This is a genomic window from Streptomyces sp. NPDC056734, assembly GCF_042790455.1.
Taxonomy (GTDB): Bacteria; Actinomycetota; Actinomycetes; order Streptomycetales; family Streptomycetaceae; genus Streptomyces.
This window is the reverse complement of sequence record NZ_JBHTZD010000013.1, coordinates 134814-148980: the sequence shown is the minus strand read 5'-3', so window position 1 is coordinate 148980 and position 14167 is coordinate 134814. Positions and strand designations below refer to the sequence as shown.

At 73.0% G+C, this 14167-nt stretch carries 8 protein-coding genes; 7 read left to right on the top strand and 1 reads right to left on the bottom strand.

Going from position 1 to position 14167, the window contains the following annotated elements:
• Nucleotides 1–4 precede the first annotated feature (4 nt).
• From ACFRFC_RS21025 to ACFRFC_RS21010, 4 genes are all read left to right on the top strand, one after another.
• On the top strand, nucleotides 5–1012 hold the full coding sequence (locus tag ACFRFC_RS21025) for an HtaA domain-containing protein (protein ID WP_382678918.1): 1008 nt from the start codon (nucleotides 5–7) through the stop codon (nucleotides 1010–1012).
• 238 nt (nucleotides 1013–1250) lie between these two features.
• Complete coding sequence (locus ACFRFC_RS21020; RefSeq protein WP_382678920.1) at nucleotides 1251–1796, top strand: hypothetical protein; 546 nt, start codon at nucleotides 1251–1253, stop codon at nucleotides 1794–1796.
• Nucleotides 1797–1953: 157 nt separating this feature from the next.
• Nucleotides 1954–2499: a hypothetical protein gene (locus tag ACFRFC_RS21015; protein ID WP_382678923.1), complete on the top strand. Its 546-nt coding sequence runs from the start codon at nucleotides 1954–1956 to the stop codon at nucleotides 2497–2499.
• 88 nt (nucleotides 2500–2587) lie between these two features.
• Entirely contained in the window at nucleotides 2588–5284 is a 2697-nt protein-coding gene (locus ACFRFC_RS21010; RefSeq protein WP_382678926.1) for an immunoglobulin I-set domain protein, read from the top strand.
• 86 nt (nucleotides 5285–5370) lie between these two features.
• Here ACFRFC_RS21010 and ACFRFC_RS21005 read toward each other — a convergent pair whose 3' ends face one another.
• On the bottom strand, nucleotides 5371–8739 hold the full coding sequence (locus ACFRFC_RS21005; protein ID WP_382678929.1) for a CARDB domain-containing protein: 3369 nt from the start codon (nucleotides 8737–8739) through the stop codon (nucleotides 5371–5373).
• Between the two features lie 1303 nt (nucleotides 8740–10042).
• Between ACFRFC_RS21005 and ACFRFC_RS21000 the strand changes: the two genes are divergently transcribed.
• From ACFRFC_RS21000 to ACFRFC_RS20990, 3 genes are all read left to right on the top strand, one after another.
• Nucleotides 10043–11023: a RimK family alpha-L-glutamate ligase gene (locus tag ACFRFC_RS21000; protein ID WP_382678932.1), complete on the top strand. Its 981-nt coding sequence runs from the start codon at nucleotides 10043–10045 to the stop codon at nucleotides 11021–11023.
• Nucleotides 11024–11202: 179 nt separating this feature from the next.
• Nucleotides 11203–11688 carry an RpiB/LacA/LacB family sugar-phosphate isomerase gene (locus tag ACFRFC_RS20995; RefSeq protein WP_382678935.1) on the top strand — a complete coding sequence of 162 codons (486 nt, stop codon included), beginning with the start codon at nucleotides 11203–11205 and terminating at the stop codon, nucleotides 11686–11688.
• A gap of 58 nt (nucleotides 11689–11746) precedes the next feature.
• Nucleotides 11747–14167 (top strand): glycoside hydrolase family 65 protein, encoded by a 2421-nt coding sequence (locus ACFRFC_RS20990; protein WP_382678938.1) that lies wholly within the window; start codon nucleotides 11747–11749, stop codon nucleotides 14165–14167.

Below are 14167 nucleotides of genomic sequence, written 5' to 3'. Positions count from 1 at the left end.
GCGGGTGACAAGGACGGTGAAGGTGAAGGTGAAGGCCAGGAAGCGGCCCGCCGCCGCACTGGTGGTGGCGGGCGGTGCCGTGCTCGCGCTGTTCGCGCCGGGCGCGGCGACCGCGCAGGCGGCACCGGCCGGGAGTGAGATCTCCGGGGGGTACGTGGGCTGGTCCACGGCCGAACTGGCGGCCGGTGGACTGACCCTGACGAGCGGCACCGCGTCCGCCGGGCGGAGCTGGTTCCGGGCCGAGGGCGGCACCGTCGACGCCGGGTCCGCCGAGGTCGACCTGGCCGGGACGGCCTCGTTCACATCCGGCGACGAGCCCGCGCACGGGCTGCTCCTCGGCGAGCTGCGGCTCACCCTGGACGGCGGAACGGGCACGTTGTACGCCCGCCGACTCGAAGGCGACCGGGGCGAATTCGCCCTCGCCGCCGTGCGGCAGAGCGGCGCCGCTCCCGTCGTACGGGACACCGGGGCCACCTGGTCCGGGCTGCGGATGTCCCTGACGGACGCGGGCGCCGAGCTGCTGTCCGGCTGGAGTGGGCAGGAGTTCGCCGCCGGGGAGACGCTCGGGCTGCTGGACGTGACCGTGGGCACCGGCGGCGGCACCCCGCAAGCCCCGGCCGCCCCGGCCGGGGACGACACGGACCCCGCCACCGCGCCGCCCGCCCCGGCGGACGTACCAGAGTCACCACAGCCGCCGCAGCCACCACCGGCAGCGGAGCCGCAGTCACCCGCGAGCGGCGCCGCGCCGACCGCGGCCGTGGTCACGCCCGTTCTGACGGGCGGTGGTGAACAGCGGGTCACCGGGGCCGGGTTCACGCCCGGCGCGGTGGTGCTGGTCGCCATCGACGGGGACACGCGCTATCAGGCGGTCGCCGACGCAACGGGGCGCTTCGAGCGGGCGTTCCCCGTCTACGCCAGTGCCCTGGCGGGGGAGCACGAGGTGGAGCTGACGCCCGTGACCGGGGGCGGCGGCGGTGCCGTGGCCCGGTTCGAGGTGCGCGGCACCGACTGACCCATGCGCTGACGGCCGACCGCCCGCGCGTCGACGCGGGGGATCACCCGGGGTGAAGGAGGAGCGGGCTCGGCGACGGGTCCGCTCCTCGGCATGCCCGGACCGCCCGTGAAGCGCACCCCAACCCCCCGTGAAAAAACGGGAGTTGGGAATTTTGCAAACCATTGACAAGGATCCCTCGATCAGACTTAGGTTTGCCTTACCTAACTGGGGCCGCTTCCGAGAGAGGGAACCTCGCATGAGACCCGTTTCCGCCCGCACCGCCCGTAACGCCGCCCGTGCCGGTCTGGCCGTCGCCGCGTCCGCCGCGCTCACCCTGGGCCTGGCGGGTTCGGCCTCCGCCGCCACCTCGACCCGCACGATCACCGACGGGGCCACCACCTACAACCTCTCGCTGACCGCGCCGAACACGGCGTCCGCGGCGGGCCAGGTCATCACCGTCTCCGGGTCCGGTTACAACCCCGGCCAGGGCCTCTACGTCGGCCTGTGCGTGGTCAACGGCGCCGCGGGCGCGAACAAGCCGTCCCCGTGCCTGGGCGGCCAGGACCAGTCCGGCTCGACCGGCGCCTCGCACTGGGTCAACAACGTCTTCGGCGGGCTCTTCGCCAACAGCTCCACGTTCGGCTCCGGCGGCACCTTCAGCGTGAACATCTTCGTCAAGGCGACGCTGGACGACGGCAGCGTCTGCGGCGAGGACGTCACCTGCGCCGTGGTCACCCGTGCCGACCACTTCGACACGAACGACCGCAAGTACGACGTGCACGTGCCGATCTCCTTCTCGTAGCCCGGATCCCGTGGTCCGCATCGCGTAGCCCGAATCCCCGTAGCCCGAATCCCCGTAGCCCGAATCCCCGTAGCCCGAATCCCCGTAGTCCGGATCCCCGTAGTCCGGATCCGGTTGCCCGGGTCCGGATCTCGTAGCCCGAAAGGTCCCCCCCCCCATGCGAGCAGCAACCCCCCGCACCGCCCGTAACGCCGCCCGTGCCGGTCTGGCCGTCGCCGCGTCCGCCGCGCTCACCCTGGGCCTGGCGGGCTCGGCCTCCGCCGCCACCTCGACCCGCACGATCACCGACGGCACCACCACCTACAACCTGTCCCTCACCGCTCCCAACACCGCCACCGCCGCCGGCCAGATCATCACCGTCTCCGGGTCCGGCTACAACACCACGCAGGGCGTCTACGTGGCCCTGTGTGCCGTCAGCGGTGCCCCCGGCCAGAGCCAGCCGGGGCCCTGCCTGGGCGGCGCCGACCAGACCGGCACCACCGGGTCCTCCCACTGGGTGTCCAACTTCGGCGGCGGCACGGTCGCCAACAGCTCCCGCTTCGGGACCGGCGGCACCTTCTCCGTGAACATCTTCGTCAAGGCCACGCTGGACGACGGCAGCGTCTGCGGCGAGGACGTCACCTGCGCGGTGGTCACCCGCGCCGACCACACCGACACCACCGACCGGAAGTACGACGTGCACGTCCCGATCAGCTTCCCGTAGTCCCGTCCGGCCGGGCGTCCCGCAGTACGCGGGGCGCCCGGCCCATGGCCTGTGGGCAGCCGGACGCCACCCATCCACGAGGAACCCCATGACTGACGACACCACCGGCACCAGCCGCCCGGACGCCCCGGCCAGACCCCGCCTGCGCCGCCCCGCCGCGCTCATCGGCTCGGCCGCGCTGATCGCCGCGGGCGCCACCGCCCTCACCATCGGCCCGCCCGCGCAGGCCGCCGACACCCCGAGGACCGGACTCGGCCAGGACGGCCAGGAACTGACCGTCTCCGCCTCCGCCAACCTCGACCCCGACGGCGAGACGCTCCGCGTGACCGGCGCGGGCTACGACGCCACCAAGGGCCTGTATGTCGCCCTGTGCAAGGACAACGGGGACAACCGGATCCCCTCGCCCTGTCTCGGCGGCGCCGACCAGACCGGCGGCAGCGGCTCCTCCCAGTGGATCGTCCCGCCGGGCGACCCCAACGAGGGCGACCTCACCGAGACCTGGGGCGCGGGCGGCACCTTCGACGTCCAGATCGACGTCACGGCGCAGGACGGCGGCCTCGACTGCCTCCAGGTCGCCTGCTCGGTGATCACCCGCGTCGACCACCGCGCCGCGGGCGACCGCTCCCAGGACGTCCGGGTCCCCGTCACCTTCGAGGGCCAGGACCCCGGTGAGCCCGGCGGCGGCGTGGACGTGCCCGCCGGCACGGTCAGTTATGTCCGGGCCGCCGAGTACGGCACCGCGGGCCAGCCCAACGCCCTGCTGCTGCACCCCGAGTCCGGGAAGCTGTACGTCGGCTCGAACAACATCCCCGACACCGCCGATGTCAACGAGTCCGGTCTGTACGTCCTCGACCCGCAGGACGGCACGGTCCTCAGCCATGTCGCCCAGGCGCCCAGCTCCACCGGGGTGCTCGCGCCGCGCAACGTCCAGCGGATCGCCGGACCGCTCGCCGGGGACGGCGTCGTCTTCCAGTACCCGGTGCGCGGCATCGGCACCGCCAAGGACGGCGACACCGCCGCCGCCGGTTTCTGGCCGGCCGGCGCCTCCATCACCGGCATCGCGCCCGGCACCGACGCCGCCACCGTGCTGGTCTCCCAGGGCACCACCCTGTCCGAGATCGAGTACGCCACCGGCACCGTCCGGCGCACGGTCACCCTCGACGGCGTGGGCGAACTCGCCACCGACACCGCCCGCCAGACCGTCTGGTCCGTCGACTACACGACGAGGAAACTGCGCCGGATCGACACCGGCACCCTCGCGGTCACCGCCACCGCCGATCTCACCTCCGACCTGCTGGCCTTCGTCCAGGTCGACCCGGCGACCGGCAACGTCTGGGTGGGCAGCGGCCACGACGTCCTCGTCTTCGACCAGGACGCCACCCTCCTGACCACCCTCACGGGCACCGACCGCCCGACCGCCGTCGCCTTCGACCAGGAGACCGGCTCGGCGTTCGTGCTGCGCGAGGACTACGGCAGCGCCGAGGACGGCGCCGACAACGTCGGCTCCCTCGACGTCCACTCCACCACCACCTACGAGAAGGCGGCCGAGTCCCTCGCCCTGCCGGGCAGCCGGGCCGGGGCCTTCGCGGGCGTCGCCGTCACCCCGGGCGCGGGCACCGTCTTCGTCACCAACCAGGCGGAGAGCGAGGTGCTGCGGCTGGAGCGCCGGATGTCGCCGAAGGTCACCCAGTCCCCGACCGACCGGACCGTCGCCCCCGACGACGAGGTCACCCTGGTCGCGACGGCCGAGGGCACCCCGGAACCGGCCGTGCGCTGGCAGGTCAGCCCGGACGACGGCCAGACCTGGACGACCATCGAGGGCGCCACCCAGAACGCGTACCGCTTCACGGCGAAGCAGTCGCAGGACGGCTACCGCTACCGCGCGGAGTTCACCAACGCGGCCGGCACCACCCGCACCGCGCCGATCACCCTCACCGTGCAGGAGCCCGACGACGGCGGCACCGGCGGCGGTGACGGCGGCGAGGAGGAGCCGTCGGGCACCGGGACCGGGACCGGCCCCGAGGGACAGCAGCTCACCGTCACCCCGGTCAACCACCTCGCGGTGGAGGACCAGAGGCTGACCGTCACCGGCTCCGGCTACGACCCCGACAAGGGCGTCTATGTCGCCCTGTGCGTCGACAACGGCCCCGGCGAACTGCCCAGCCCCTGCGTCGGCGGCGTCGACATGACCGGCACCTCGCACTCCTCGGCGTGGATCTCCTCCAACCCGCCCGACTACGGCGAGGACCTGGCGATCCCGTACGGCGACGGCGGCACCTTCGAGGTCGAGCTGACCGTGGACGCGGCGGACGAGTTCACCGACTGCTTCGAGGTGACCTGCGTCCTCGCGACCCGCGCCGACCACACCCTGTCCGGCGACCGCACCCAGGACGTCAAGGTGCCGGTGGCCTTCACCGGCCAGGACCCGGTGGACACCGACCCCGACGGCGGTGACACCGGAGGCGGTGACACCGGCGGTGACACCGGGGGCGGTACGGGTGGCACCGGCGGCACGGAAGGCACCGACGGCGGTTCCACGAGCGGCGGTTCGAGCAGCGGCAGCGGCGGCACCACCTCCGGCTCGACGGGCACCACCGGCACCACCGGCACCACCGGTTCTACTGGTACGACCACCACCGGCGGCGGCAGCCTCGCCTCCACCGGCGCCACCATCGGCACCGCCGCCGCGCTGGCCGCGCTGCTCACGGCCACCGGCTGGTTCGTCCACCGCCGCGCCCGCGCCCGCGCCACCGCGGACCCGGTACCGGCGGCCGCCGCCGAGTGAGGGCGGGCCCGCACCCCGGGTACGGGGTGCGGGCCCTGGTGGGGGACACCGGCCACTGGCGGCCGGCACGGCAGGGGCCGCGGCCCCTACTGGTTGATGACGAACTGCGATCCCGGCTGGACCAGGATGTTCCCGTCGGCCGAGTTGGTGATCGTCACGTTCGACAGGGTCGCGCTGCCCCGGGCCCCGCTCATGGCGAGGATGCCGGCGCCGTGGTTGGACTTGTCGATGACGACGTCGGAGATCTGCGCGGTCACCGTGCCACCGCCGGTCTTGAACTGGATCCCGTCGTACGTGGAGTCATGGATCTCGGTGTCCCGGATCACCACTCCCGGGATGCTCTGACCCTGGGCGAACAGGGTGATCGCCCCGAACTCCTGGTCCTCGTTCCAGAAGGCGCCGCCCGTGCGGTACAGGTCGTTGTTGGCGATCAGGGTCTGCCCGGAGAAGGGCAGCGGATCGTGGTCGGTCGCCAGCATGATGCCCGGGTAGTTCATGGTGTCGTAGATCAGATTGTTCTCGATGGTGTTGTCATAGCCGCCGTAGACCGCGATCCCATTGGCCCGCCAGGGCAGCTGGATGGTGTTGTTGCGGAAGGTGTTGTCGTGGCCGATGTCGACGGCCTGGTCCTTGACGTACTTGTTGGCCCACACGGCGAGCGCGTCGTCCCCGGTGTTGCGGAAGGACGAGTTCTCCACCGTCGAGTTGCGGGTGCCGTTGGAGAAGTTGATGCCGTCCGCGTAGGTGTTGCGGATCCGCATCCCGGTGAACTCCAGGCCGTCGGCCGGACCCCACAGCTCGGGGATGTTGCTGTAGTCGCGGCCGACCCACACCCCGACATTGGCGTGCTCGATCCACACATTGCTGATCTTGGTGTCCTGGCCGAACCGGCCGTTGAGCCCGACGCCGCCCTCCGCGCCGCCCGCGCCGCCCCGGATGGTGCCGGAACCGAAGATCGCGATGTCGGAGATCTGGGTGTTGTCGTCGATGTCGAAGCCGAAGTTGCCCTCGTGCGGATGGTTGATGCCGCCCGCCTCCTGCGGCGGGGTCAGCGTGTAGAGCTGGGAGTGCCACATGCCGGCGCCCCGGATGGTGACATCGCTGATGCCGACCTGGTTGTACTGACCCCGGTTGAGCGGGTCGTCGGTCAGGATCTTCTGCTCCTGGCGCCACTGGCCCGCCGGGATCCACACGCAGCCGATCTGCCCGTTCTGGTCGGCGGTCACGGCCCGCTGGATGGCGTCCGTGTCGTCGAGCCCGTCATTGGGCACGGCCCCGTACTGGGTGATCGACACACATCCGGCCGGCTGCGGGGTGGGCGGGGCCACCTGCTCCAGATCGATCAGGTCGATGATGTAGAAGGGGGCCGTGTCCCCGGCGTCCCGCTGCAACCGGAACGTGGTGCCCGCCGGGTAGGACTGCGCCAGCAGCGCGTTGGACTCGTCGAACAGCCGCCGCGCGTCCGTCTGCGGGGTGTTGGTCAGCCCCTCCGGGTCGTCCGTGGTGCCGTACAGCCAGCTGTGCTTGGACGACAGATTGATCTTGCGTACGAAGGTGCCGTTGGCGTACAGGCTCAGCGTCGCCTCGGTGCCGCCGCCGCCCGCCGCGTCCGGGATGGAGTTGCGCACGACGATCGAGTTGGCCGCCGCGGTGGAGGTGAACTCCACATACTGGCCGATCGAGTTGAGCCGCACCGACTGACGGCCGGAGGACTCGGTGGCGAAGTTGGTGTGCCCGAAGGTCCGCTCCGCGTCCGCCGTCAGCAGGGTGCCGTTGTGGGTGCCCTTCTCCGCCTCGTACTCGATGTACGGCACCGCCGCGCCCCGGCCGACCACGATCGAGCGGGAGTACACGTTGTTGTTCTCGTTGGTCTCGGTGACGGTGTTCGTGGCGTCGGCGGTCGCGGTGAGCACGGCCGCGCCGCTGGTCGCCGTCCAGGTGCCGGAGACGGCGACCTCGGCGGTGGCGCCCGCCGCGATCGATCCGGCCGTGCCGTTGAGGGTGGTCGAGCCGGCCGTGACCCGGGTGACGGAACCCGCCGGGACGGCCGTCGTGCCGCGGTTGTGCACCGACACCGTGAAGGACACGGAGGCGCCGGCCGCCGGGCTCGACGGGTTGGTGCTGATGCCGCGGACCTCCAGGTCGGGGCCGGGGCTCTGGGCGACGGTCAGCTTGGTGGCCGCCGTCCGGCTGTTGTTGCTGTTGTCGAGTTCGGGCACGGTGTCCGTCGGGTCGACCACCGCCGAGACGGTGTAGCTGCCCGTGGCCCGCTTGCCCACGGTCACCGGCACGGTGGCGGAGGCGCCCGCCGCGAGGGCGGCCACCGGGGCGCTGCCCGCGACGGTGCCCTCCAGGCTGACGTCGACCGTGGAGGCCGGGGAGGCGGCGGTGCCCGCGTTGCGCACGGTCACCTGGGCCGTGACGCTGTCCGACTCGGTGGGCGCGGCGGGGGTCCAGGTCAGCTCGCCCACCACCAGGTCGGGGTTGGGCGCGGCCGTCCCGAGCACCTCGAACTCGGCGATCTGGGCGCCGTATCCGCTGCTGTTGGAGTGGACCGTCAGCCGTACGTCGGCGTAGCGCCCGCTGACCGGGATGGTCACCGTGTTGGCGTTGGCGCCGGGGCTGAAGGCGTAGTCGGCGCGGGCCTTGACGGAGGTGAAGGCCGATGAGCCCTGTGGCCGGCCGAGCACCTCGATGTTCTGGGTGCGGGCCGCCCAGGCCGCGTCGGGGTTGAGCTTGAGGGTGATGCCGGACAGGTCGGCGTCGGCGCCCAGCTCCGCGGTCAGCGAGGCAGGGTGGCCGTTGGACTCCCAGTAGGTGCCCACCTGGCCGTCGTTGGCGTTGGCCGCGACGAACGAGTGGACGGTGGAGGTGGCGGTGATCGGCTTGCCGCGGGCCAGGTTGGTGCCGACCGGCGGCTCGCCCGTCCCGGGATCGGTGCCGCGGATCTCCAGCTCGGACAGCTGACCGGCGTTCCAGCCGGTGTTGGCGGTCACCTGGACCCGTACGTAGCGCACGCTGCGGGCGGTGAAGTCGACGGTCACCGTGTTGGCGGACGCCGGGGCGAAGCTGCGGGCGGCGGAGGCGGACAGGGGGGTGAAGGTGGTGCCGTCCGTGCTGCCCTCGACGGCGAGGGTCTGGGTCCTGGCGCCCCAGGAGGCGGGCAGCTTCAGGACCACCTGGTTCACCTCGACGGCGCTGCCCAGATCGACGCGGACCCAGCTCGGGAACGACCCGGTCGGGCCCTCCCAGTACGACTGCTGGCTGCCGTCGGTGACGTTGGCGGCCGGGTAGCCGCCGACCGAGCCGCTCGCGGTGGCGGTCCTGCCCAGGGCGAGATTGGGGCCGACGGCCGCGGTTGCGGCGCCGGCCGTGCCGGGTTGCAGGCCGAAGGCGACCAGCGCGGCCAGAATCAGGCCGGTGATCGTCCTCAGACCGTGTCTTGTCCGTCTCATGGCGTCCTCGTTCCATGGCGGGGGACGACGGGGGGAGAGTGCGGGTGCGCTGGACCTGTTGTCCGGAACTACCGGAGTTGGGTTGGGATTTTGCGTGAATCGATCGTAAGTTTGCGTGGCTTGGGTGATAGATTTCTGGCCGGGTTCCCGTTTGTCAATGGCATGAACACGAAGAGATGCGCGGGGCGCCGGGGTGCGGGGGGTTGGTTTCCGGCCCGCGGTGCGAAGTGGCGGGCGATATCCATTGATTCGCCCCACCGCGGCACCTCACCCGGAGTCGACCTCGTCTCCACCCACCGCAGTTGCTGAGGAGGGTGGGCTGCTCGTCTCCCGTCACCTCGGCGGCTGAGGAGGGTGGGTTGAGGAACGGGCCCGGGGGCGGGGGTGAGGCGCGGGACCGGGGAGACGGTGTGCGGGCGGCTGCGAACCGGGGCGGGCCCGGGGGCCCGTGGCATCCGCCCGGCTGCGGCCTCGGGCACGCGGGCCGGTCCACGGCATCCGCTCCGCCGCGAGCGCGGGCGCCCTGGGGCTGGCCCGCAGCATTCGCTCGGCCGCGATCCCGGGCCCGGTGGACGGCTCCGTGGCTTTCGCCCAGCCGTTACCCCGTGCCTGCGGGGCGGTCCACGGCATCCGCTCCGCCGCTACCCCGGCCCCCCGGGCGTGCCCACGGCATTCGCCCTCCCGCCACCTCGGGCACTCCGGGCGGTCCGTGCGGCTTTCGCCTAGCCGCTACCCCGGGCGGGCCTGTGGCGTTCGCTCGGCCGCCACCGTAGGCACCCCGGGCCGGCCCGCGGCATCCGCCCAGCCGCCACCCCGTGCCTGCGGGCCAGCCGACGACATCCGCCCAGCCGCCACCCCGGGCACGCGGGCCAGCCGACGGCATCCGCCCAGCCGCCACCCCGCACCACCCCGCGCCGCCCCACGCCATCCCCCCACCCCCACCCCCACCCCGAGCGCGCCGGACGTACCGACGGCGCACGGGAGGGGTGAGCGGCGCAGAGATGGGAGCAGGGGTCGTGTTCACATGCGCCCTGTCACTCCGCGGCGCCGGGCACTTACAGTGTGTCCCCCACAGCCCTGCGGCCCGGCCGGCAGGGCCGAGCCCCATCTGTACGGATCTTGCCCCACCTGTACGGTCACCGCCCGGCCCGCCCCGGCGCCCCGCGGCCGGCGTCCCGGACCGGCTCCGGCGCGACGGGTGGCGGTGACCGCGTGTGTCAGGCACCACCCGTGAGAGCGCCCGGCCGCCGCGCAGGCGGATCTGCGCGCGGCCCCGGCGCGTCCCGAGCCGTTGGAGGCCGCTGTGTCCCGACCGTGCGTCGCCCTCGTCACCGATCCCACCTCGCCCGAAGGCTGCGGGGACGTCCTCGCCGAAGCCGTCGAGCAGCTCACCGGCCGCCCCCCGGTGCGGATCGACTCCCGGCACTTCGCCACCGGCGGTACCGGCCGCGGCGTCCGGTCCGGGAACCGGTTGCGGCTGATCGTCCCCGGTCAGGGGCTCGACGTCGAGCCGGACGTGGTGGTCCTGTACGAGATACCGCCGCACCGCCGCCACACCCTCGCCGGGTTCCAGCGCCTGCTGGTCCGCCACGACGTCGTGACCCTGGGCACCGGGGTGTCCGCCTGGCGCACCGCCACCGAGAAGAACCTCACCGTGGAGCGCTTCCAGCGCGACGGCGTCGCCCACATGGAGACCATCGTCCTGTCCCGGCCGAGCCCGCACGAGGCGTCGGCCGCCTTCGGGAAACTCGGCGGCGACGTCTGGGCCCGCCCGGTGATCGGCACCGGCGGCTACGACACCTTCCATGTCACCGGCCTCGACCGCCTGGAGCACGTCACCGACTTCTACGCCGAACGCGGCACCGACTGGATGCTCTCCAAGGACGCCGGGAACATCACCCCCGACGGCATGCGCCACCAGTTCCGGGTCTTCGTCCTGAACGGCCGGGTCGTGCACGCCCGCGAACACCTCCAGCCGGAGCCCGACGAGCCCTGCAACACCAGCCAGGGCGCCACGGCGGTCTTCCTCGCCCCCGAGGAACTCGACCCCCGCCTCACCGACCTCGCCGTGGCCGCCACCGCCTCGATCGGCCTCCCCTTCTCCGGCGTCGACCTCGCCGTCGAGAACGGCGGCGTCGTCTTCGAGGTCAATGTCCAGCCCGCCTTCATCCCGGGCGAACTCCCCAAGGCCGCCGTCCCCTACATCGAGGCCCACCTCCAGGCACTGAAGTCCCAGCACACGGGACGGCAGCGCCCGGCGGACCGAAGGGCGGGGTGCGCCTGAGCGAGGCCGGCCCCCGGCGGCGTAACGCGCGCGGGCCCGTTCCGGCCTGCGGCGGCGGGGGCGGCCGAGCCTCGACAGGGCCCGCGCGGGCGGCGGTCCTCCCCTGAGAGGCTCCCCACCTCCCGCAGGGCCGCCCGCTCGACCGGCCCCGTCCGGAGCCCCGATGTACGCTCCGAGACATGCGGATCTCCGTTTCCTCCGACATGGACGAACCCGTTGCCCGCCGGCTGGTCGTGGAGCTGCGGGAGCGTGGGCACGATGTGGTGGCGCGCGGGGCGCTGCGCCCCGGGGACGACCCGCGGTGGGCGGTGTGCTCGGAGGCGGCGGCCCGGGACGTCGCCGACGGGGCCGCCGACCAGGCCGTCGTCTGCTGCTGGACCGGCACCGGCGCGTCGATCGCCGCGAACAAGGTGCCCGGCGTGCGCGCCGCCCTGTGCACCGACGCCCACACCGCCGACGGCGCCCGCCGCTGGAACGACGCCAACGTCCTCGCCCTCAGCCTGCGACTGACCTCCGAACCCCTGCTCAGGGAGATCCTCGACGCCTGGTTCGCGGGCGAGGCCAGCACGGACCCCGAGGACCGGGAGAACGTCCTCCGCGTGGACCGTATCGGCGCCGCCCGCACCCGCGCGGCCGACCCGGCCGTCCCCGGCGGCGCCCCTTAGGCCCGCGCCGCCCCTCGGACCCGTACCGGACACCGCCCGCTGCGTGAGGAGCGTCGGAGTGACCCGCTGGATCTGGGAGTACGACGGCTACGACCCGGCCGACCAGCGGCTGCGGGAGTCCCTGTGCACCCTCGGCAACGGCAGCTTCGCCACCCGCGGCGCCCTGCCCGAGTGCGCCGCGAACGGCATCCACTACCCGGGAACCTACGTCGCCGGCTGCTACAACCGGCTGACCTCCTCCGTCGCCGGCCGCGAGGTCGACAACGAGGACATGGTCAACGTCCCCAACTGGCTGCCCCTGCGCTTCCGCCCGCTCGGCCGCCGCTGGCTCACCCCGGACCAGGCCACCGTCCTCGACCACCACCAGGCCCTGCACCTGGACGCCGGCACCCTGGAGCGCCGTACCCGCTACGCCCTTCCCGACGGTGGCGAGCTGACGGTACGGCAGCTGCGGCTCGTGCACATGGGCGATCCGCATCTGGCCGCGCTGCGCACCGAGTTCACCGCCGAGGGCACCGACATCGAGCTGGAGGTGGAGGCCGCTCTCGACGGCGGCGTCCGCAACTCCGGCGTCGCCCGCTACCGCGACCTCGACGGCCACCACCTCACCCACGTCCACACCGGCACCCACACCCCCGACACCGTCTGGCTGCGCTGCCGCACCCGCACCTCCGACATCCGCATCGGCATGGCGAGCCGCGTCACCACGGACGCCGCCCTCGGCGTACGCCACACCCCGCCCCGCGCGATCCAGTACCTCACCCTGAGCCTCACCCCCGGCACCACCGCCACCGTCGACAAGACCGTCGCCCTGCACACCTCCCGCGACCCCGCCATCAGCGACCCCCTGTACGCCGCCCTGTCCCGCGTCGAACGCGCCCCCGGCTTCGACGCGCTGCTCGACTCCCACCGCGCCGCCTGGGCCCAGCTGTGGCGCCGCGCCGATCTCGACGTGCCCGGCGAGGCGGGCCGGATCCTGCGGCTGCACCTCTTCCATGTCCTCCAGACACTCTCGCCGCACACCGCCGACATCGATGTCGGAGTCCCCGCGCGCGGCCTGCACGGAGAGGCGTACCGGGGCCATGTCTTCTGGGACGAACTCTTCGTGCTGCCCTATCTCAACCTGCACTTCCCCGAGGTCTCCCGCGCCCTGCTGCTCTACCGTCACCGCCGCCTGGAACAGGCCCGCACCGCCGGCCGGGACGCGGGCCGCCGGGGCGCGATGTACCCGTGGCAGAGCGGCAGCGACGGCCGCGAGGAGACCCAGCAGCTCCATCTCAACCCCAACTCCGGCCGCTGGCTGCCCGACCACTCCCACCTCCAGCACCACGTCGGCTCCGCCATCGCCTACAACGTGTGGCAGTACTGCGAGGCCAGCGGCGACACCGAGTTCCTGCACACCAAGGGCGCCGAGACCATGCTCCAGATCGCCCGCTTCTGGGCCGACGCCGCCGACTTCGACCCGCGCCTCGGGCGCTACCGCATCGCCGGGGTCGTCGGCCCCGACGAGTACCACGACGCCTACCCGGGCGCGAAGCAGCCAGGGCTCGTCGACAACGCGTACACCAATGTCACCGCCGCCTGGGTGCTCGCCCGCACCCTGGACCTGATCGCCGGCCTGCCCGCGCCGCGCCGCCGCGAACTCACCGAGCGCACCGGCCTGGACGACGGCGAACTCGACCAGTGGGAGGACATCTCGCACAAGCTGCACGTGCCCTTCCACCAAGGCGTGATCAGCCAGTTCGACGGCTACGGCGACCTCGCCGAACTCGACTGGCAGCGCTACCGCGAGCGGTACGGCGACATCCGCCGCCTGGACCGGATCCTGGAGGCCGAGGGCGACACCGTCAACCGCTACCAGGCGTCCAAGCAGGCCGACGTCCTGATGCTGGGCTATCTCTTCTCTCCGGCCGAACTGCACGCCCTCTTCCACCGGCTGGGGATGCCGCTGGACGACGAGACCTGGCGGCGCACCGTCGACCACTACCTCCACCGCACCAGCCACGGCTCCACCCTCAGCGGCCTGGTGCACGGCTGGGTGCTGGCCCGCGCCCGCCGCGCGGAGGCCTGGGAGTTCGTCCAGGAGGCGCTGCGCGGCGACATCGCCGACATCCAGGGCGGCACCACCGGCGAGGGCATCCACCTCGGCGCGATGGCCGGCACCCTCGATCTCGTCCAGCGCGGGCTGACCGGCCTGGAGACCCGGGACGGCGCGCTGTGGCTGGACCCGGTGCCGCTCCCCGAGCTGTCGTCGTACGGCTTCTCCGTGCGCTACCAGGCCCACTGGGGCGTCCGTTTCCGGCTGCGCCAGGGCAACCTGGAGATCACGGTGCCCAATCACACCGACGCCGCCCCCATCGACGTACGCCTCCCGGACCGCGCGTTCTCCCTCGGACCGGGCGAGACCGCCCGGCTGCTGCTCCCGGCGGAGGACGGCACGCAGGGGCGTCGCCCCCATCCCTCGCACCAGGAGAGTTGA

Bases quoted from the DNA above. Each gene is read 5' to 3' on its own strand.
- ACFRFC_RS21020 (WP_382678920.1), top strand. From the start codon at position 1,251: ATGAGACCCGTTTCCGCCCGCACCGCCCGTAACGCCGCCCGTGCCGGT.
- ACFRFC_RS20995 (WP_382678935.1), top strand. From the start codon at position 11,203: ATGCGGATCTCCGTTTCCTCCGACATGGACGAACCCGTTGCCCGCCGG.
- ACFRFC_RS21015 (WP_382678923.1), top strand. From the start codon at position 1,954: ATGCGAGCAGCAACCCCCCGCACCGCCCGTAACGCCGCCCGTGCCGGT.
- ACFRFC_RS21005 (WP_382678929.1), bottom strand. From the start codon at position 8,739: ATGAGACGGACAAGACACGGTCTGAGGACGATCACCGGCCTGATTCTG.
- ACFRFC_RS21010 (WP_382678926.1), top strand. From the start codon at position 2,588: ATGACTGACGACACCACCGGCACCAGCCGCCCGGACGCCCCGGCCAGA.